The sequence below is a fragment of the Nocardia sp. NBC_01503 genome, from assembly GCF_036327755.1.
Classification (GTDB): Bacteria; Actinomycetota; Actinomycetes; order Mycobacteriales; family Mycobacteriaceae; genus Nocardia.
The window spans coordinates 63932-81745 of sequence record NZ_CP109597.1 but is presented as its reverse complement, the minus strand read 5'-3'; the positions used below and the strand labels follow the sequence as shown (position 1 = coordinate 81745).

Sequence of the window (17814 nt, the reverse complement as noted above, 5' to 3'; positions counted from 1 at the left end):
CACACCCAGCCACCACCTCGACCTCCCCCGAGCAGCGCGAGTTGCCATGACTATCCGAGTGACGTCCGAGGAGCGATTCGGCTTCGAGGGCGAGTTCGAGCAGCTGTTCCGACGGCACTCGGCCGCGGTGCATCGATACGCCTGTAAGGCACTGCGCGGGCAGACCCATCAGGCCGAGGAGATCGTCCAAGAGGTCTTCATCGCGGTCTGGAAGCAGTACGCCCGCGATTTCTCCGGAAAGCCGGATCAGCAAGCGCTGCAACTGATCATGAAGATCGCCGCGCGGCGGGTGATCGACATCCACCGTCAGCGCGCGACCCAACCGACCCAGCCCAGCGCGGACTTGGACGACTCCATCCTGGCGGTCGGCACCGATCCTTCCCGCGGGAACCCGGCCGAGCGGGTCCTGAGCCAAGACGCCGTCAAACGCTTCTGGTTCGGTCTGACCCGCGAGCTGACCGACGCCGAATATCAGGTGGCGCTGATGGCGTGGGAGCTGGAGCTAGCAGTGAAGGAGGTCGCCGACATTCTTGCCATATCCGTGTCCACGGTGTGGTCGCATAAGAGTCGAGCACGAATCAAAATTGAGAAGATCATGCAGCACAACAGGAATCGGATCGAGTGATGTGCGAGCGATCGATCGAGGTGACCACATGAACTCCGACCAGATACGAGCGGCCCGCCTGCCCGCCACGATCGGCACGGCGCTGCACGAGATCGACAACTACCTGGCCGACGACGCCGGTACCTACCGGTACGACGTCGAGGCCGGGCTCGCACAGCTCCAGCAGGCCATCGCTGTCGATCATGAGATCGCCCCGAAGGCCGGGCGTATGACCAGCGATATCACTCCCGAATTCGCGACCCAGGTCGGATCCAATTCGTGGACCTTGAGCTGGCTGCCCGATCGCCACTTGACCCGTGAACAGGCGTTGAGGGGAATGGAACTGGACGAGATCCTGAGCGATCCTGCGCTCACCACAACACAGTTGGAGTGGGAGGCGGCTGGTCGTCGCGCCGCAGAGCTCGGTCTGACTCTCGAAGAAGTCGTTGTGCTGCTGAGCAAGCGGCTGACGGAGACAACGAAGAGCAGAGACCGGCCATCACCGGCCAAGCGCGCTCAGGCACTCGAAGGTCTGCAACCAGATCAGGGCTGATCTCCGCCTGTCCTCACCTCTGCGGCTCCGGAGGGTCGGCGGGTGGCGGCGGACCGGCCACTACTTCCAAGTCCGAGACCAGCATCCATTCGTAATGGCCACCCGGCCCCTCGGCTCCTTTGGCTGGTTTGACCAACAGCGCCCACCAGACCACCACCCAATCCCGGGCACGAACGTGGACGTCACCGACTCCGGCCTGGTGCTGCGGCCCAGCCTCACCCACGTCCGCAAGAGCCCCGGCTTCCGGGCACTGGAGCGCGGCGCGTAACGCAGTACGGCGCGGCTGCCGGGAAACTAACCCGCGCTCGCTTGGGCCAGGCGCCGGGACTCTCCTGTTCCGGAAGTGCGCTGGCTGTACGGGGACGTTGTCGGTCAGAAATGACAGCCTGAACAGCTATTTCCCGGTCTGTTGGAGATCTTGGTCGGCAAGGTATGCGAGTGGCATGAACGACCGTGATGGGCTGGCGCTCGCTAGCGCGGCGAGTGAGAGAGCTGGTTGTCGCGGCTGTTGTGGGTGAGGTGTCGTACTGCGGGCACGGCCAGGGGTGCGGCCGCGGCGACGAGATAGATCAGCCCGGCGCCGGTGGCGATGGTGTTCGCGCCGATGTGATCGGTCAGGGGGCCGATGCTGAGCATCCCGATCGGGATCGCGACATAGGAGAGTAAGTGATCCAGGGAGGAGACACGGGAAAGAACATCGATGGGGATGTGTTCTTGCAGGGTGGTTTCCCAGGTTGTGGATGCAATCGAAAGGCTCGGTCCAGCAATCAGACTGGCGCTCATCAGGACTGGGAGGCTGCTGTGGGTGCCGAGCGCGAATCAACGGCGTGTCAGGATTGCGATCGTTTGTCCCATGCGAAGCAGGTGCCGGACCACAAAGCCGATACATGATGATGCTGGCCAGTAGGAGTCCGTGCTCTAGTTGGCCAGCCGCTGCGGATTCAGCAGGTGTCACATGAACGCGTTCAACCACCGAGTTCCTGCGCTGGCTCGCGGGCGATACTGACAGCTCGTGGCCGGATGTGCCTGTGCTGCAACCAGATCAGACGCGTCCGACCTGCGTGAGTTCGAACCGAGCAACCTCATAAATGAGAAGGCACAGTACGCTATTCGATCTGAAATTCCTCCGCTGGTAGCGATTCCGATGTCAGACCAAGCGGTATAACTGAGAGTTTTCTGAGCATGCTCTGAAATCGCTTTCCGCCCAACCGAATCTGCATTTTGAGCCCTTTCACATAGTGAATGCTGTTCGGTACCGGGAAAGGAACTCTGATGGTCTTGATAGAGCTTATGGCCGGGGCCGTCACGGGCCGCTGGGCCTCAGGGTTGTGGCAGTACCTAAGCATGCGAGTGCATGCCGCTCACGCAGTCGAACTCGAGCGTGAACGCAACCGAGGCACCGTCGCCGCGATCGCCGCGCTCCCGACGGGGGGACTGCTCGTCGAACACGAGCACGGCGGCCGCAGCCGCATGATCGCGGTGCCCGCACCGGCGGCAATGTTTCCCGCTGCACTGACCCTGGATCCCGTGCAGCCCTCGGCGATCACCGGATCGGCTGCCCCCGATTACACCCACGAGCGCGCGCGATGATCCCCCAGGACGGGCTCGGGACCGTAAGCACTCATCTCGACGACGAGATCGCTGACTACTTCCGTGCCCACTACCCCCGCCTTGTCGGCTTCCTGCGTAAGGCCTCCGAGCTGACCGAGGAAACAGCCCACCAGGCCGCGCAACACGCCTTCCTGGTTCTGCGTAAAAAATGGCCTGACCTGCGCCAGCCTGGCCAGAACCCCCGCGCGTACCTGTACAAGACCGCGGAGAACTGGGTCCGCAGGAACGACCGGCCCGAACCCCTGGTATTCGTCGATGACCTCACCACGTTCGACCAAGCCGCCGGCATCGCAGTGGAGGAAGAAGTGATGTTGTCCATGCGAATCGATGAACTACTCGCCCGGCTCCCAGAACGACAACGGCAGGTGATCTTCCTGCACTATTTTCATCGGTTCACCATGAACGAGATCGCGGAGATCCTCGGAATCACGCCCGGGACCGTCAAATCCACCGCCTCCGACGCACGCGGGAATCTGCGCGGATGGCTCGAGCAAGAAAGCCGATGAGATGACCCGCAATTTTGACGAATCGATGCTGGGAATCCTCGCCGGCGCGCGCCCGGAGTACACGATGGGCTCAACCGAGATCGAACGACGGTTGGCGCAATTCCAGCAAAAAGCCGCCGCCATCGATGCTGACCCTGAGGCATCGGCGCAGCTCAACACCGAGATCGCCGAGCTCGACGATCCGGCCTCACGCACGCCACCACCCCGCTGGCTCTCGCTCGAGCGGGTGCTCGAGGAGCTTGAGGAGCCCGCTGTCACCGCACAGTGCGACGGACCAGCCACGGAGACCCACGAACGCCCAGGGGACTGGAGCGAATACCCGAGAGGGCGTGCCCGGCAGCATGTCATCCCCAAACTTGGAACGATCTACGAAAACGGCCAGTCCATCACCAGCAGCAGGAGCTCGGAATGCGCATTGCGGTTCGACGATGGAGCTGAACCCGTCTGGACCTTGAGCTGGTACCCCACCCTGCGGCTGACCCGCGAACAGGCACGGGCCGGAATGGAACTGGCCGAAGTGTGTACCAGTGATCAGGAACCGGCGGCCGTTGCAGAAGCCCTTGCGGCCGAGATCGGGATCAGCGTGCAGGTCGTGAGAGAAGTCCTGAAAACGCGGCTTCGGGAGAAGGCTGAACTCGATCGGGCTGTCCAACCCGATCACGGCGAATCATGGCACGACGCACATCACTGAACACAGCGAGATCATCACGGTGTAGGAAATACACTCACCGGGATCCGCCGAACGGGCGTGTTCGTCTCGGGGGGTCCGGCTGCGACCGGGCATGCCGTGAAGTCGCCGCCCGCGCCGCGGAATTGTCCGCCGCCCGCTCGGGCTCTTCTTGGGAGCGCCGGGACGGCCGAGTCGAACGAATGTCATTGTCCGGTCGGGTCTTTCACCGGTTACTTCGTCGACGTAGAGCAGATGTGCCAGCCGGTGACGAGCACCTTTGGATACCTGTTCCACAGCATTCGCCCATCGATCATGAGGCCAGCGGATGTGATAGATCTCTGCGGCTTTGCGGATCGTGGCGGCCAGCTTGCGGGCGTCGGCAGGTTGAGCGTCCGGGCCAGCGGCGTGGAAGTAGACCGCGTTCACTTCGGACACCACCAGCTCCCAGCAGCCGATCACCTGCAAAACAAGGCCTTCCATGGAACGCGCTGGTTCCCACGCCGCGGCCGCTTTGCGGCCACGCTCCTCCACCCTGGCGACGACCTCGTCGGCAATTTCGTCAAAGCTCCGAGGCTCAGTGGTGTCATCGATCATGAAAAACAGCCCAAGAGGGCCAGAAGCTAATGGAGTTCGTCAGGGGATTTCGTCGTATTTCCATTCCAGGGGCGGCGTATAACCGCAGATCGTCCCGGCACTCCGTGCGGGGCGGGTGGCTCTAGTCGGTGCGCCGATGTCTCCCTGGTGTGACGAGCAGGGTGACAGCGGGGAGTTCGAGGGTGGGTTCCTCGGTCGCCGCACGCAGACGATCGCAGAAAACCTCGACAGATCCGTAGCAAAACTGGATCTCGCGCAACAAGTCTCGGATATCGGCCATCATGCCCCCTCGGGCAGCAGACCCAGGCGTGGGAGCTTGCCGAGCTGACCATCCGCTCGGAAGGGGCAGCGGCGTGGCTGACCCCGCGGCCGATGCGGCCCTGTATCGGTTCTACGCGGACATGTTCGACGCCCACGGTTTGCACTGGCCCGACCGGCTGCTCGAGGGCCTGGTCCTGGATCCCGATGATGCCTCGCCGATCGAACTACCACCGCAAGTGGACGACCCCTCCGAGGTCGCCGTGGTGCTGACTTCCGAATACCGCTGTGGACGTACCAACGCCTGCAAGCCCGTGCTACCGCCGAGGGAACCGACATCGAGGAACTGCTCATGGCCACGGCCATTGTCGGCCCCGCAGACTCGTAACCACCGCCATCCCACAGCGAGATGGCGGTGCTCACGGTCGACAGGATGGGGGACAGGGCTTTTGCTGGGTAGGACGGTCTGGCTATTCGCCCACCGGTTCGGTGAGGAGCGTGATGGCTGCCTGACGCTGCTCATCGTCCCCGAACAGTTTCCAGATCAGGTCCGCAGCCTCTTCGGCCTCTGAGGCGGCATGGCGTAGCCGCTGATCATTGGTGATGCTTTCGATGGTGTGCAACGCCCCCCACAGGACTGAGCCGGTGACCCGGATCAGTGCGGCGAGTTCGCCGGGGCCGTGATCTCGGGTCTTGATGATGTCCGCGGTGGCGGGTTCGATCATCGCCAGGGTGGTGGCCGTGACTTCGGCGATTCGTTCCGCGCTTTGCGAGGCGATCTCGCCGGCCAGTTCCCATTCCACAACCCAGTTATCGGTGACGTCGAGTGTGGCCAGCATCGTGTCGGTGGCCCGCCGCACCGTGGTGAAGGCGAAGAGAACGTCAGGAAGTAGCGTCCGCACGAGTTTGGGGGCGACCTTCTTCTTGTAAGGGAACTCCAGCGAGATCAGCCTGACCAGTGCCTGGGCAGTTTCGAGCTGTACCGATACTGCGACATCAGAACCTGCGGCTGGGTTGCGGAGAACCGGGATCTCCACTGGTTCGAGGGCGTACTGGGCCGTGTCGGGAAGCTCCATGACATCGCGTAGGAACCATTGTGTGGCGACCGCGTCGACGTAGTCATTCTGTGCTGCCTGCAGGCCGTCGCGGTGCTTGAGTTCGGTGGCACTGGCGTGTTGCAGGCAGTGGTCCGCGCTGGTGCCGTCATCGGGGAAGTACATGACGCGGTTGCGGCAGCGACCGCCGGATTTCGTGAGGCCGGTGCACTGCGTGCGTTCCATCGCGGGCAGATACGGCGGCACGTCAGCGGGTTGGGGTGGTGGGACAACGACTGGTGGGTTGGTGGGGGAGATGCGGGGATGTCCGCCGCGAACGGCCTCGGCGTGGCGGCCGTGGATTCCGGTGGGCCGGGACGGTCCACTCGCCCAGCTCTGCGCCAGCGCCGCGCGGTGGTTGAGCAATGACGCCGCGGAGAATGTATCGGTGGCGATTCGGTGGGTGATGTCGAGTGCTTGACCGAGTTCGTCGACCCGTAGAACGTCCTCGATAACCGTGGGGAACAGCGCGGTTGCCTCGGTCAAGAGCCGGACCAGCTGTCCCAACAGCGCTAAGTCGCCATCGCAGACGTAGTCGGTATCGCATGAGCAGGCGGGCACGATCGGTGAGTTCCAGTCCTCAAGGACATCACTACCACTCAGATGATCGTCACCAGGCATGTTGTCGTCAGACATGGCATGAACCTAGGGCTGGCAGATGCCAGCGGTTATGAGTTCGACATTGCCCGGCGAGTCGAGTTCCGAACGCTCCGTCAGCAGTCGTTCGCTCGGGATTCGATGGCACGGGCACGCTTATGCGCGATCAGGGCATCGATATCGAACGGTGTGGCAGCGCCACTGCGCTCGCCGACATCGAGTGCCTCGCGCAAAACATGCAGTCGCTGATCATCGTCGCTGGTCTCACACACGAATTCATTGATACCAAGTCCGGTAGTGGTCCGGGATTCGGGTGCGGTCGGCAAGGTATTCGTGTCCTTCGAATCGAGCATGCCGATACGCGGTGACGATGAGCGCGGGACCGATGGATGGTCGGCAAGATCACGCCCGCCGGGTCGCGAAGCAGTAGAAGCGACTATCGGGTTCGAGGCTTCGGACGCGAGAGTGCGCGAGCGGGCACCCACTGCCGGGTTTCGATCCGGCCTCGCCCATCCGCGGTTGGGATCGCGAACAGGGTCAACCCGATCCACGAGGCGTCGGTGCACTGGGCCCAGGCGTAGAGCCATCCCGGCACAGTGGTGGCGAGGTCGAGCGCGCTCGATTTGATTCGCAGCGATATCTCGTCACGCCGGAGCCCACCTTGGGGTGGGAGCGCGGTGCCGAGTGCGACCAGCACCGGCATCGGCGGGTCGATGACGCGGCGCGATGCGGCAGCGAAGTCTCCATCCCAATACTCGAACACGCATTCGATAATTGCACAGACCGGACGGTCTTCAGCGATAGGCTGCACCAATGGTGAACGTGGGCGATCGAGTGCTGCTGATGGTCGGCGGAGTGTCGATCTTCGAGGTCCTGGACAGCGACGGCGAGACCGCCACTGTCCAATCGGTCGACGATGCGCCGGGCCGTTACCCGTTCCCCTCGCGTGTGAGCGCACTGGTCCCGGCCAGCGCGGACTCCAGCAGCACCGACTGAACTCAGCGCTGCGGTTCGTACGGTGCACGCGCTGCGACATAGCGCGACATGGCAGTTGGAGGTCGATGCAGCGCAGATCTGTTCGTACGGACGGTGGGCGCAGGTCCCTATCGCGCGGCCGGCAATTCCACGAATCGGCGCGGATCCCCATCAGTCCGAGCAGAATCGATCGGTGACCTGCAGCGGCTTCCCGGTGCAGCGCGTATATGGTCCGCAGTGGTGTGTCTCGCCAGAACTGCCACTCCGCACTAGAGCAGCCGACCGAGCCAGCGGCTGAGCCGGAGCCGAAGTTTCCTTCGGAGCACTGTTTCTGCGCGACCCCGTCAAGGCAGGACGGTGTGATTCCTCGGCATTCCAGGAATCGTGTCGCCGATGAGGAGTGGACCTGGCTATCTCGAGTTCGGGGGTGGGAGCGCGACTACATGATGTGATGCTATTGCTGATCCACGAAGCCTGGCGCTGGGGTGCCGACCATCCTTCGGTGCGCTCATCGGCCGTACTACTACTTCCTGGTATCGCCTATGTGGTGATGGGGCGCGTGCGAGACTTACAGCGGCACTTGAGGACTCGGATGATCTTCAGGGAAGCAGCCCCGCACTCTCCGGTGAAAATCATCGAGTACCGGGGCCGGGGCGGTGGTTGCACCTACATCGTGGAGGTCGGCGAAGACCCTGCCGCACGATCGCCGGTCTCAGGGGAAGACCGAGAGATGCACGAGCGGTGAGCGACTGGGACTCCGAGTTGTTGTTTCGCCAGTACGCGGTGCGCGTATTCCGGTTGGCGTTCAAAGCGTTTCGCGGTGATGCCGAGTCAGCGAACGATGTCGTCCAGGATGTTTTTCTGGCGGTATGTCGGCAATTGAAAAGGGACTTCCACCACCGTTCGGCGGAGCAGGTCGAGAAGCTGATCATGACGATCGCGAAGCGCCGCGTGGTCGACCATCTGCGGAAAATCGGGCGTTCCCGGGAGTACTCGGCCGGCATGGCGGAGGACCTCGACCGGCAGATGAATCACGCCGGTCACGCTGGTGACGGCGGCACCGAGAACCTGAGCGATGAAGTCATGGCATCGTTCTGGCATGCGCTGACTCGTGAGTTGACTCCCACCGAGCATCGAGTGGCGACGATGACGTGGCTGCTGGAAATGACACCCGACGAAATAGCCAAAGCTCTCAAAACCTCACGGCGAGCTGTGTACACCCACCGCAGCCGGGCACGCGGGAAGATGGAGCAGGCTTTGAATCGCGGTGGAAATCGGACCGAGGCCGATGCCGAACCTGCGACCAGCGGCATGGAAGTAGCGACGCACAGTGGAGGAGGTGCAACCGAATGAACATGGACGAGCACGGTGTTCAGGGCATGCCCGACTCAAACTCGATCCGTAAAGCGTTCGACGAGTTGGACCACTACCTGACCGAGAACGACAGCACCTTCGAGTTCGAGATGGAGGCCGGGCTTACCCGCTTCAGGCGAACGTTCAACTCCAACAGGAACGTGCAGCGTGGAAAGTTCGCAGACCGGCTGAACAAGCTGTTCGAGACCACCCGCATCCCAGGGCGAGGACCCTACACCACCAAGGAGGTCGTGAACGCCTTGACCGCCGCAGGTCACCCGATCAGCGGGAGTTACCTGAGCAGCCTGCGCACAGGCCGACGAACCAACCCATCCGATGAGACAGTTACCGCGCTGGCGAAGTTCTTCCAGGTCAAGCACGACTACTTCCTCAACGACATCTACGCCGCCAAAATCGACCATGACCTTGAACTGCTTACGCAGCTTCAGGGCTACGGTCTCCGCAGGTTGTCCTCACGAGCCTTCGATCTGTCGGAGGAGTCGCGGAAACTGCTGGAATCGATGCAGGAAAAACTTCACGCCGGCGAGCACATGCCGGAGATTCCAGAGTTCGACGACCTCGCGTCGCCTCTGCTGACCGCATCGGATGACACCCCTGCCGATGATGAGGGCTGAACAGGCGACGGCACCATCGCTTCCCAGATCTCGGACACGTCCATTGACTGATCAGGAGCAACAGTCGTAATCGGTTGTGGCACCTTCATATTCGGCTGTCCCGCCGTCTCCGATAATCCAGCACCCCGTGTTTCTTCGCTGTGTCTGGGTTTTCCTTCCACCCCATTCACCGCGTTCCCCCTGCAAGGATGCCGAGCGCGGTGGAGGCACCGGCGAGGTCGTTGACGCGCAGACGTTCAAGCGCGGTGAGCCACGGGCCGCCGGGTTCGCGGCCGGCGAGCACGGTGAGCAAGGCGGAGCTGAGGGTGGGCACGCTGGCGAGTCTTTCGTCCAGGACCCGCTGGGTGTGGACCGGGAAGTCGGTGGCGACCGCGCTGCAGAGCGGTCCGGCGACCTCGGGTAGTTCGATGCTCACGAGCTCGAACAGGCGCAGGGATTCGAGGTTCGAGGGTGCCAGCAGGATCGTTTGCGCGAGAGCGTGCAGCGCTTCGGTGTCGCTGACCAGCGTGTGGAGTAGCCCGTACATTCTGGGGTGTTGGTCGAGCAGCATTGCCTGCAGCAGCAGGACCGCTGCGGCGGGCCGGTCCGTGAGCAGGCGTTTGGTCATGATGGTGACCGGCGAGTTCTGTGTCTCGCGGTGGGGTGAGCGGCGGGCGCGGTGTGCGGCATCGACATCGACCAGGGCGTTCGCGATGGCGCGCAACGGGGGATAGTCCCCGGACAACGGGGTGCCGTGGTCGCGGCCCATCCAGTCGGTCAGCGCCCGCTCGAGCAGCACACCGGCCAGGTGACCGTCCGGGCCCGCGAGGAGCCTTCGCCAGAACGAGGAGATGTTCGGGAGGAAGTCGACCAGATGGCCGGCGCTGAGCTCGGCGGTTGGTGGGAGTTTGGCGACCTTCTGGGTGACCAGGACGAGGTCGACGTCATCGAGCGCCCACAGCAGGGCTTCGAGATCGACGAATGTGGCTTCGCCATCGACCTCGTCGTACAGGCGTGCCTCGGTGCAGATGCCGGACAGGATCTGCAGGACCGCGTCGGTGGTCATGTTCTCGAAGACCCGTGAGGCAGCCAGGAAAACCGGCTTTCCGTACTGCTGGCGAAGGTCGAAAAGTGCTGTGACACAGTGACTCAGGGACACGAAGTCCCCTTCGGTGTATAGGGCCAGCAGCAGATCGGCGAGCCAGCGTGGGCCTCGGATGGTGTCGTACAGGGTGATACCGAAGATCAACCGCTGAAAGGCCTTGCTGCACTTGGGTCGCGGCCAGGTGTGCTTGGTCCTGCGGATGTATTCGCGATGCTCGGATCGTTCGACCAGCGCCATGTCGGCCTCGACCCGCATGCGGACTTCACGCACGATGCGGCCGGTTTCGCGTTTTTGATCCAGCAGTGCGGCGATGCGTTGGCCGGCGCCGAAGTCCGGGTCGTAGTCGACCAGGGAGGGCTCACCGACCGCCTTGTCGGCATCCTGCGCGTCGGCAGGGGGGTCGCAGACATCGAAGATGGCGGCCGCGGCCCGCTCATCGATCTCGGTGATCGCCTGGCAGATCACGGTCACGCGGGATTGATCGACCTTGCCGATCGCGTCGAGAAACAGTCCGACGGCGAATCTGTCGGACTCGGCCAGGTCCACCAGCACCGACGCCAACGCGGTGTTGTTACCGAGGAAGTGCTCGTCCAAGCCCGCCACGGCCTCGGTCTCTCGGGCATTGCGCAGCAGTTCGACCAGCCATTTGGCTGGTACGCGCAGATCGATCAATTGTGCGGGAGTGGCGGCGTGTGCTGGGGCCGCCACCACCGGCGGCTCGGTCGCGGCCGCCGCGTTCTTGCCCTTGAGGTAGACCGGGTCGTGCAGCGGCCGCATCTCGGACTGCAACTCGGTGAACGGCCTGTCGAGGGCCTTTGCGGCGCACTGCACGATCGCCTTGTACACCTCGGGGGACGGGCCTGACAGACGGCGGAATTGATCGCCGAATGCCTGCGGTGAGAGCTGCAGCCCGTGCTGGTCGGACACTTGCTGATAGGAGAGGTCGGCGCTGTCGAGTAGTTGCTTGAGTTTGATGACCAGCGCCTTGACCTGCGCGGGCATCCGCACGGGCAGACTTTCCGGTGTGGTTTTCTTCGGCCGCCCACCACGTTTGCGCTCCGACACCGACACTTCTTTCTGCAGTCCTGGGTGCCCACGAAGGCCTCAGTGTGACCGAAAACCCTTGTGGCCATGCCGAAAACCGAGCGACACCCGCCGCGCGGGGGAAAGCTATCGGGAATCTTCCAGCTCAGATGGTTACGGGGGTGGACCGAAAAACCCTCGGCAACATTGAATTTCAGGGCGGATCGACCGTCTCGGTCGCCGCGCCGGTGCGGATCGGCGACCACGGTTTGGTAGGTCGCGGGCTGCCGATCCGCCCGGGATGAAGGCCACACAGAAGGGTGACCACGTTGATCGTGCCTCCTAGACCGGTCGATCCGATAGACCCCGCACCGCCCGATCCGCGCGAACGGCGAAACGCCGTGCTCCGGCGCGCGGTCGATGCTGTGGTACTGCTGGTGATCATCGCCAGCATGCTGGTGCTGGTGCTCATCGCCCACGCGGACCAGCAGATCCTTTTCGCCGCAGGAGGTTTCATCCTCGCGGTCGGCGGGCTATGGCTGAGATTCCGCCGATGACACCTACCTGCTGATGCGAGAGCCCCTGGCGCGCACCAGGGGATCCGTACGTGCGCGCCGCACGGAAATCGAGCGCAGACGAGTCGGCCACTCCCGCGGGTGATTTTGTCTTCTGTTTTCAGTACCGGCTAAGCCGTACTGTCTTACCGGTCTGGTTTCGTCCGAAATGTCTTGTGTGCCATCGGTAATAGCGTTGTCGGCAGGCAGGGTTGCAGTACTTTTTGGGGCCGACCAGGGGTACCGGGCCGTGATCGTGGCAGCCGTTGCCCGCACGCTCGGCACAACTCGTACTCCGCGAGAATCTCCCCGCCGTACAGGTACGGCGCGAGCGCCTCTCGGACATCGGGAATACCGTTCGGATGGGACCGACCTCCTCTTGTCACCGTCAAGTGCCTCGGTCCGGTCGAATCGATTGCGGGAGTATGGAAGTGGTGACCTGACCATCGAGTTGGACGGGCAACACCCTCAGCGCTGGTGCGGAGTCCGGCGGCGATGAGCGGTGCGCAGACCTACGCGCTCGCTGGGGTCAGATCCCCGATGCCCGTGCGCGCCGATCCGCCCGGCGACGGTGGTCTCGATGAGTATCGGATGACGAACCGCCTCTGGAAAGCAGCTGCGGGAGGCTCGTGCCGAAGAATTGCAATCCTGTAGTTTCCACAGCCGCGGCGAGCCTACTACAGGATTCTCTTCTACAAGAGAGAACTATAGGGTCCATCGAAAAATGTGCCTTGACCTGCAATTTCATTGTGTCGTGGTGACCCTTCTAATGCGCGGTAGTGACCCTTGTAATGCGTGGCTTCCTGGGGAAATGCATTTCGGCGGTGACCCTTCTAATTTGTGGATAGACCCATTCGGCGGCCGATTTATCCACAGCATTTGCGGGACCTGTCCACGCATTAGAGAGGTCACCCCATGGGCGCGGCGGGCGCATTACAAGGGTCACCGCGCTCCACCGGCGGTCTCGCTGGGCAGCGCATCGGAAGGGTCACCACCGTGAGTCCTGCGCATTAGAAGGGTCACCCTGGTTCATTCAGAACTCACACCACGCATTAGAAGGGTCACCATGGGTCTTCAATGACCGAAGATGCGCCCGTCAGTGGATGGTTGAGCCCTCCGCTACGCATTAGAGGGGTCACCGGCGTCCAGGCACGCGAGCCCAGCCGTGCGCGAATCAGAAGGGTCACCGGGCGGCCGGTATGTACTTGCACAAGGTTGTAAATTTCGCGCATTAGAAGGGTCACCGCGACGGTGGCGGACACTAGCGGGCCTGTCCAGAGCCCTGTGCGGGGGTGGTGACCCCTCTAATGCGCGGCGGTGTGTTCTTCGAGGTGACCGGTGACCCTCTGAGGCATAGTGGTGGCCATGGCGCGACCAAAACGTGACGAGCTGGCGCTGATCCAAGCCGCGGACTTGTTGCAGCAATCCGATGACCAGGAGCTGGCGTTCACGACACCGTTCCTGGCGCAGGCGTGCCTGCCGTATCGGAACCCGGGGGATATCCCGGTGTGGAAGCGCCGCAATGGCGGGGTGGTGCTCACCATCCGGCCCGGCTATGTCGAAGACCCCAAGACCGGCGAATCGCGTTCGCTGGGCTACCCGAGCGGGGTCATCCCGCGCCAGCTCATGTTCTGGCTCATCACCGAGGCCCGGCGCACCAAGTCACCCGAACTGATCCTCGGGGACGGTGTGGTGGAGTTCTTCCGCCAGCTCAAACCAGGTGGCGCGACCTCCGGCGGGGACACCGGCAGTCTGACCCGACTACGCACCCAGACCGAGAAGCTCCTGCACGCGGCGATCAGCGTGCGCAGTGAGCGCCCGGGACCGGACGGGGAACCTGCGGTGCTCATCAAGAACCTGTCCGTGGCGCATCAGGTCATGTTGTGGGGCAGCGAGAAAGCCGGCACCGACCGCGCGGTGGTCCAGCTCTCGACCGACTTCTACAACGAGATCCTCGAGCGTGCCGTGCCACTGGACATGCGCGCACTGCAGCTGTTCGGCGACGACGCCTGGTGCATGGACCTGTACATCTTCCTGACCTATCGGTTCGCCACCCTGAACCGGACGATCACCATCCCCCTGGAAGACCTGAGCGCCCAGTTCGGCGCCGCACGCAAGCTCGACACGAAAGAAGCCCGGTACAAATACCGCAAGGCCTTCGACAAGAAGCTGGCGCGAGTGCTGTCGGTATACCGCGACGCCAACGTCGAATCGACCCCGGCCGGACTGGTCCTGAGCCCGAGCAAGACCCACGTGCGGTTCAAGGGATTGCGCACGATGGAACTCGGGACCACCAACCAGTTGACGCTGGACGCCAGCGCCTGACCTGCGCGCGGAACAAGGTATGACCCTGATACCCGGTACGGGGGAAGTGTTCTCGGGTATGGCAACCACGAAAATCGCGCTCAGAGTGGACTCGGTGGCGCTGTCGCGCGTCAGATGGGACAGCAACGAGAGGGCCTCGAATGCGGCCGCAATAGCGGCATATCCGCGTTCTATCGCCTCCTTCCCTCGGTCATGGCCGCCTCTGTCCGGGGAGTGCTCGGGGTGGTTCCAGCTCCGGGAAATCCACTGTGGCTCCTCTTCTCGAACCCCGCCCTGCCGAGCGGGTGGCCTCCCCCGGGGAGAGTCGAGACGTGACTTCGCAGTGGTCGAACTGGTCGATCTCGCACAGTTGTAGGCAGGTCGTCACGCGCACATCCCGGGGACTGGCGGCAAGAGCCATGTGAGGTGCTGGCCGCCTGCGAATGCCCCGGGTGTGTCGAGCGCGTGGGTGCCTATAACAGGGAAAGCCGGTCATACACGGATCGGTAAAAGTCGAGAGGTGTTCTGGCATGGCCGGATCGAGGCATGTGATGAGCGATCACCCACCCGAGCTTCAAACGTGATGCCCACGGACAGCCCTGAAACCAACGTGCTCGGAAGTTGGTTTCGGGGCAAGAAGCGAGAAGTCCCCGAAAGCGCGGCCTCAGCTACGACATTCGCGTTGGGTGTAGTCCCCGGTGTCGAAGCCGCGATGGCCGACGCCGAGCTATTCGAACTACTACGGGCCACCGGTTTCAAGGGTCGCGCATGGGACCGATTCGCTCAGGAGGCGGCTCGTTATGCGGTCTCGGTGCTCTCCGCCTGGATGAGCAGTGGACAGATCTCCCAGGAGATCAGGGCCAAGGGGATACCTATGGTCTTCGACACTGGAGAACTGCAGCGGCTGGCCACCGATCCCGATTTGCGCGCTGAGTTCGCCAATATGGCTGTCGCCAGGAGTCTGCACAAATTCCGTGAAGATGGTCGTGTCGGGAAAGGATGGCGCGCCGACGGAGGAACCAACCTGCGGTCATGGATCCTCGGCAAGAGCGTTCTCGCGGTCGTCGACGAACTCAAGAAGGATCGGCGTCGGCGCGTTCGCGAACTGAAAGACCTGCTCGCTGCCGCTCGCGTCGAGCGACTACGGCTCGATATGGAGGCTACATCCGATCCGCTGCTCGATCGGACCTGCAGCAGCGAGTTCGTCCTTTCACACCTGCACGACTTGCCCAACCAGCGAGACCGCAACATCGTGTGGGGCAAGGCCGCAGGGCACTCCAACGCCGAGATCGCCGAGATGTTCGGAGAGCGATCCGCCAAAGCAGTCGCGAACAGGTGGACCAACTTGCGAGGCAACTACGAATGGGTCCGACGACTGAATGGCAGGGAATCCTGATGCAGAACCACAAGGGACCGGACGAGTTCGAGATCGCAGCCCGCATCGATGAGTTGATGGCACGCTCGTCTTTCGGACACAAAGGCGCCAGCCTCGTTCAAGCGAATATCCCGGTCGAACGCGCTCAGGACGTCGTGGATCTGGTCGACCGCATCGACGAGATCGACGACATCGATGACGCGACACGGCAGCGACTCACGCACCAGGACGTCAGCCTCTCCCCTCAGCGGCGCGACATCCTCACGCTGTACACGGCGGGCGCGAGCGTCGAGGAAATAGCAGCCGTTCTCGGGATCCCCCTCCACGATGCGCGCCGTGATCTGCTGTTCATCAAGGATCTGGTCGCTCACATCGCCTCCAAAAACGAACCCAGCGCACATGACCCGCGTGACGAGGACACGCAGCAGTTCTGGGTGGCCGACTTCCAGCATCATCCATAGAGCAACGCGCTGTTCGGATTCAACTTCGGTGCGGCATAACAAGATACGGGCGCGGCGCCGGTCGGCGCGGCGCCCGTAATTTCGCGCATGCTCTGGTTGGACGGGCCACGGCCGCCGGTTTCCGTGACGCGCCGGGGCACCGCAATTCCCCGGATCGGTCCCGAACCTTGTACGCGCAGTTGACAGCGGCCCATAGTCCTGGAAGTCGTGTCCTCTAGTTCCGCTGCCTCCGCGTTCCTGCCCGAGACGATCGATGCGGTACTGGATCGCGCCTGCCGTGATGTCGGTCTGGACCCGGCCGGGGCGAGGTTGCTGAGGTTGGGTGAGAACATGCTCTACCAGCTCGAATCCGCGCCGATGGTGGTGCGCATCGGCCGCGATGTGACACCAGGGTGACGCGGTCAAAGAGGTCGCCGTCGCGCAATGGCTTGCCACGCAAGGGTTCCCCGCCCACACGGGCCGCCTGACCGAGCCGTGGCGCGGATTCTGATAGTTGCCTCGCGTTGTTTTGGTGAAGCAGTTCACGAAAATTGGCAGTGTTTCCACACCCACTCAAGGCGTAACATATATGGTACGAACAAGGTTTTAGTGAGAGGAGGCGAGCAACCATGAGTGAGCAGAGCGTTTTCTGGGACGATCTGGCCGAGGACCTGAAGGACCCGGACTTCTTGCGTGAGTTCGTCTTGGAGTCTGTGCGTATCAAGACCGTCGACTCGATTCTCAACATGCTCGATCAGGCACGCGAACAGTCCCAACTGTCGAAAGCGGCCCTGGCCCGGGCCGCGTCGATCGAGCCCGCCGCGGTGCGCCGACTGCTCAGCGCTCGCGGCAACCCGACTTTGCACACCGTGTCGGAGCTGGCCGCTGCGCTGGGATTGCGTCTGACACTGGAGCCGTTGGACGGCCGTGGTGGCGAGATTCTCTCCGATGCGCTCGTGTCCGGCATCGTGAGTGACCTTCCTGGGCTCGGGGACGCCGTCGAGCAGTTCGACCGGGCTAGTTAGATCAGTGACCGGGGGTTGGTCGCGAAGTACTCATCGCCCAGCGCCCGGACCCGATCGTAGTCGGCTGTTGAGAACATGCCCAGGAATGGCTTGCTCATCCCCGTGATGACCACCAACAGGGGTTTGTTGCGTCCTTGAGCGTCATAGTCGAGCCGACAGAATAGGCGGTGGTGCTCGCGGTCCGGGCCGTCGCAGCGTACTTCGAACCAGCCGGCCATCTCTCCATGCATCGCCTCCCAGTAGCCGCCGCCGCGGAACCTTTTCGGCGGCGCCTTCGCCACTGCCACCAGCACGCTGGAGAACTTTGCCCGTACCGGGACAGGCAGCGCTCGAAGATAGACCCGCCCCGGTGCCTGTCCTAGTGCCGGCTGCAAGAAATATGCGATGTCGTGGTGATCGTCGGAAGAAGGTCTCGCCTGAGCAAGGACGGGGGCGGGGGAGCGGGGCGCGGACCTTGTCCGTCGGCCTCGCTTATCCGGCGACATCGGTCAATCATCGAGGGTGTGGCCGTGCGGGAGCGCAAATTTTGGGAAACCTGCCCACGATCGACCCAGCGGTG

At 63.0% G+C, this 17814-nt stretch carries 21 protein-coding genes; 14 read left to right on the top strand and 7 right to left on the bottom strand.

Annotated elements, in window-relative coordinates; genetic code table 11:
* Positions 1 to 46: 46 nt before the first annotated feature.
* Positions 47 to 625 carry an RNA polymerase sigma factor gene (locus OHB26_RS39105; protein WP_330186007.1) on the top strand — a complete coding sequence of 193 codons (579 nt, stop codon included), beginning with the start codon at positions 47 to 49 and terminating at the stop codon, positions 623 to 625.
* 28 nt (positions 626 to 653) lie between these two features.
* On the top strand, positions 654 to 1157 hold the full coding sequence (locus tag OHB26_RS39100; RefSeq protein WP_330186006.1) for a hypothetical protein: 504 nt from the start codon (positions 654 to 656) through the stop codon (positions 1155 to 1157).
* 471 nt (positions 1158 to 1628) lie between these two features.
* Here the strand turns inward: OHB26_RS39100 and OHB26_RS39095 are convergent, their stop codons facing one another.
* On the bottom strand, positions 1629 to 1940 hold the full coding sequence (locus OHB26_RS39095) for a hypothetical protein (RefSeq protein ID WP_330186005.1): 312 nt from the start codon (positions 1938 to 1940) through the stop codon (positions 1629 to 1631).
* 561 nt (positions 1941 to 2501) lie between these two features.
* Here OHB26_RS39095 and OHB26_RS39090 point away from each other — a divergent pair.
* From OHB26_RS39090 to OHB26_RS39080, 3 genes are read left to right on the top strand one after another with little or no spacing between them, the layout of a single operon-like run.
* Positions 2502 to 2747: a hypothetical protein gene (locus OHB26_RS39090; RefSeq protein WP_330186004.1), complete on the top strand. Its 246-nt coding sequence runs from the start codon at positions 2502 to 2504 to the stop codon at positions 2745 to 2747.
* Positions 2744 to 3274 carry an RNA polymerase sigma factor gene (locus OHB26_RS39085; RefSeq protein ID WP_330186003.1) on the top strand — a complete coding sequence of 177 codons (531 nt, stop codon included), beginning with the start codon at positions 2744 to 2746 and terminating at the stop codon, positions 3272 to 3274. The genes OHB26_RS39090 and OHB26_RS39085 overlap by 4 nt, the downstream gene beginning before the upstream one ends.
* A 1-nt stretch (position 3275) precedes the next feature.
* On the top strand, positions 3276 to 3965 hold the full coding sequence (locus tag OHB26_RS39080) for a hypothetical protein (protein WP_330186002.1): 690 nt from the start codon (positions 3276 to 3278) through the stop codon (positions 3963 to 3965).
* On the opposite strand, the gene OHB26_RS39075 is transcribed toward OHB26_RS39080, so the two are convergent.
* From OHB26_RS39075 to OHB26_RS39060, 4 genes are all read right to left on the bottom strand, one after another.
* Positions 3942 to 4538, bottom strand: a complete 597-nt coding sequence (locus tag OHB26_RS39075) for a hypothetical protein (protein ID WP_330186001.1) — start codon at positions 4536 to 4538, stop codon at positions 3942 to 3944. The two genes, OHB26_RS39080 and OHB26_RS39075, sit on opposite strands and share 24 nt — an antisense overlap.
* 728 nt (positions 4539 to 5266) lie before the next feature.
* Positions 5267 to 6526 carry a hypothetical protein gene (locus OHB26_RS39070; protein WP_330186000.1) on the bottom strand — a complete coding sequence of 420 codons (1260 nt, stop codon included), beginning with the start codon at positions 6524 to 6526 and terminating at the stop codon, positions 5267 to 5269.
* 77 nt (positions 6527 to 6603) lie between these two features.
* Positions 6604 to 6759, bottom strand: a complete 156-nt coding sequence (locus OHB26_RS39065; protein WP_330185999.1) for a type II toxin-antitoxin system ParD family antitoxin — start codon at positions 6757 to 6759, stop codon at positions 6604 to 6606.
* 164 nt (positions 6760 to 6923) lie between these two features.
* Complete coding sequence (locus OHB26_RS39060) at positions 6924 to 7250, bottom strand: hypothetical protein (protein WP_330185998.1); 327 nt, start codon at positions 7248 to 7250, stop codon at positions 6924 to 6926.
* A gap of 50 nt (positions 7251 to 7300) precedes the next feature.
* Between OHB26_RS39060 and OHB26_RS39055 the strand changes: the two genes are divergently transcribed.
* From OHB26_RS39055 to OHB26_RS39045, 3 genes are all read left to right on the top strand, one after another.
* A complete protein-coding gene (locus tag OHB26_RS39055; RefSeq protein WP_330185997.1) occupies positions 7301 to 7483 on the top strand; it encodes a hypothetical protein in 183 nt (60 codons plus the stop codon).
* 720 nt (positions 7484 to 8203) lie between these two features.
* The gene (locus OHB26_RS39050) at positions 8204 to 8815 is read left to right on the top strand and encodes an RNA polymerase sigma factor (RefSeq protein ID WP_330185996.1); all 612 of its coding nucleotides are present in this window, start codon (positions 8204 to 8206) and stop codon (positions 8813 to 8815) included.
* 161 nt (positions 8816 to 8976) lie between these two features.
* Entirely contained in the window at positions 8977 to 9450 is a 474-nt protein-coding gene (locus OHB26_RS39045) for a helix-turn-helix domain-containing protein (RefSeq protein WP_330186054.1), read from the top strand.
* A 166-nt stretch (positions 9451 to 9616) separates the two neighbouring features.
* Here the strand turns inward: OHB26_RS39045 and OHB26_RS39040 are convergent, their stop codons facing one another.
* Complete coding sequence (locus OHB26_RS39040) at positions 9617 to 11599, bottom strand: hypothetical protein (protein WP_330185995.1); 1983 nt, start codon at positions 11597 to 11599, stop codon at positions 9617 to 9619.
* A 278-nt stretch (positions 11600 to 11877) separates the two neighbouring features.
* Here OHB26_RS39040 and OHB26_RS39035 point away from each other — a divergent pair, with 278 nt between their 5' ends.
* The 6 genes from OHB26_RS39035 to OHB26_RS39010 all read left to right on the top strand — a co-directional run bounded on the left by OHB26_RS39035 (position 11878) and on the right by OHB26_RS39010 (position 17255).
* Complete coding sequence (locus OHB26_RS39035; protein WP_330185994.1) at positions 11878 to 12114, top strand: hypothetical protein; 237 nt, start codon at positions 11878 to 11880, stop codon at positions 12112 to 12114.
* Between the two features lie 1362 nt (positions 12115 to 13476).
* A complete protein-coding gene (locus OHB26_RS39030) occupies positions 13477 to 14436 on the top strand; it encodes a replication protein RepA (RefSeq protein ID WP_330185993.1) in 960 nt (319 codons plus the stop codon).
* Positions 14437 to 14998: 562 nt separating this feature from the next.
* Positions 14999 to 15811 carry a hypothetical protein gene (locus tag OHB26_RS39025; RefSeq protein WP_330185992.1) on the top strand — a complete coding sequence of 271 codons (813 nt, stop codon included), beginning with the start codon at positions 14999 to 15001 and terminating at the stop codon, positions 15809 to 15811.
* On the top strand, positions 15811 to 16251 hold the full coding sequence (locus OHB26_RS39020) for a hypothetical protein (protein WP_330185991.1): 441 nt from the start codon (positions 15811 to 15813) through the stop codon (positions 16249 to 16251). Before OHB26_RS39025 ends, OHB26_RS39020 begins: the two co-directional genes overlap by 1 nt.
* A gap of 207 nt (positions 16252 to 16458) precedes the next feature.
* A complete protein-coding gene (locus OHB26_RS39015) occupies positions 16459 to 16647 on the top strand; it encodes a hypothetical protein (RefSeq protein ID WP_330185990.1) in 189 nt (62 codons plus the stop codon).
* 212 nt (positions 16648 to 16859) lie between these two features.
* Positions 16860 to 17255, top strand: a complete 396-nt coding sequence (locus tag OHB26_RS39010) for a helix-turn-helix domain-containing transcriptional regulator (protein ID WP_330185989.1) — start codon at positions 16860 to 16862, stop codon at positions 17253 to 17255.
* On the opposite strand, the gene OHB26_RS39005 is transcribed toward OHB26_RS39010, so the two are convergent.
* Positions 17252 to 17548 (bottom strand): hypothetical protein, encoded by a 297-nt coding sequence (locus OHB26_RS39005; RefSeq protein WP_330185988.1) that lies wholly within the window; start codon positions 17546 to 17548, stop codon positions 17252 to 17254. The two genes, OHB26_RS39010 and OHB26_RS39005, sit on opposite strands and share 4 nt — an antisense overlap.
* Positions 17549 to 17814: the final 266 nt, after the last annotated feature.

Excerpts from the sequence above, each read along its gene's own strand:
- OHB26_RS39080 (WP_330186002.1), top strand. The coding sequence starts at position 3,276 with ATGACCCGCAATTTTGACGAATCGATGCTGGGAATCCTCGCCGGCGCG.
- OHB26_RS39105 (WP_330186007.1), top strand. The coding sequence starts at position 47 with ATGACTATCCGAGTGACGTCCGAGGAGCGATTCGGCTTCGAGGGCGAG.
- OHB26_RS39100 (WP_330186006.1), top strand. The coding sequence starts at position 654 with ATGAACTCCGACCAGATACGAGCGGCCCGCCTGCCCGCCACGATCGGC.
- OHB26_RS39010 (WP_330185989.1), top strand. The coding sequence starts at position 16,860 with ATGAGTGAGCAGAGCGTTTTCTGGGACGATCTGGCCGAGGACCTGAAG.
- OHB26_RS39085 (WP_330186003.1), top strand. The coding sequence starts at position 2,744 with ATGATCCCCCAGGACGGGCTCGGGACCGTAAGCACTCATCTCGACGAC.
- OHB26_RS39090 (WP_330186004.1), top strand. The coding sequence starts at position 2,502 with ATGCGAGTGCATGCCGCTCACGCAGTCGAACTCGAGCGTGAACGCAAC.
- OHB26_RS39095 (WP_330186005.1), bottom strand. The coding sequence starts at position 1,940 with ATGAGCGCCAGTCTGATTGCTGGACCGAGCCTTTCGATTGCATCCACA.
- OHB26_RS39020 (WP_330185991.1), top strand. The coding sequence starts at position 15,811 with ATGCAGAACCACAAGGGACCGGACGAGTTCGAGATCGCAGCCCGCATC.
- OHB26_RS39030 (WP_330185993.1), top strand. The coding sequence starts at position 13,477 with ATGGCGCGACCAAAACGTGACGAGCTGGCGCTGATCCAAGCCGCGGAC.
- OHB26_RS39055 (WP_330185997.1), top strand. The coding sequence starts at position 7,301 with ATGGTGAACGTGGGCGATCGAGTGCTGCTGATGGTCGGCGGAGTGTCG.
- OHB26_RS39070 (WP_330186000.1), bottom strand. The coding sequence starts at position 6,526 with ATGTCTGACGACAACATGCCTGGTGACGATCATCTGAGTGGTAGTGAT.
- OHB26_RS39025 (WP_330185992.1), top strand. The coding sequence starts at position 14,999 with ATGCCCACGGACAGCCCTGAAACCAACGTGCTCGGAAGTTGGTTTCGG.
- OHB26_RS39075 (WP_330186001.1), bottom strand. The coding sequence starts at position 4,538 with ATGATCGATGACACCACTGAGCCTCGGAGCTTTGACGAAATTGCCGAC.